Origin of the sequence: Campylobacter sp. BCW_6889 (genome assembly GCF_001762535.1) — a bacterium.
In the GTDB taxonomy this organism is placed as follows: Bacteria; Campylobacterota; Campylobacteria; order Campylobacterales; family Campylobacteraceae; genus Campylobacter_D; species Campylobacter_D jejuni.
This window is the reverse complement of sequence record NZ_MJWZ01000077.1, coordinates 535-952: the sequence shown is the minus strand read 5'-3', so window position 1 is coordinate 952 and position 418 is coordinate 535. Positions and strand designations below refer to the sequence as shown.

Sequence of the window (418 nt, the reverse complement as noted above, 5' to 3'; positions counted from 1 at the left end):
ATCAGAAGAAAAATTAAATTATCTTAATGAAAATGAAATTATAAGGCTAAATAATGTTTTAGAAAAAGAAAAAGCAAAAAAAGAAGTTTATAATAGTTTTAGAAACTCTTTACTGATAAAACTTATGCTTTATGGAGGACTTAGAATTTCTGAAGCTTTAAATGTAAAACTTTGTGATTTTGAAGAAGTTGATGATGAAATTTTAAAAATATCCATAATAGGCAAGGGCGGTAAAGAACAATTTGCATTTATTAAAAAAGAAGAAGTTGATGATGAGCTTGAATATTTTAAAGAAAATATCCAAGATAGTGATTACATAATGCAAACTAGCACAGGAAAACATTTAAATAGAAGTAATGCTTTTTTGATTGTAAATAATATTTACGCTAAAGCTTTGATCAGCAAAAAAGGACTTCAT

At 24.9% G+C, this 418-nt stretch carries 1 protein-coding gene; it reads left to right on the top strand.

Annotated elements, in window-relative coordinates; all coding sequences use genetic code 11:
• On the top strand, positions 1–418 hold a 418-nt coding region (locus AJ939_RS09280), incomplete at both ends, for a site-specific integrase (RefSeq protein WP_261666737.1).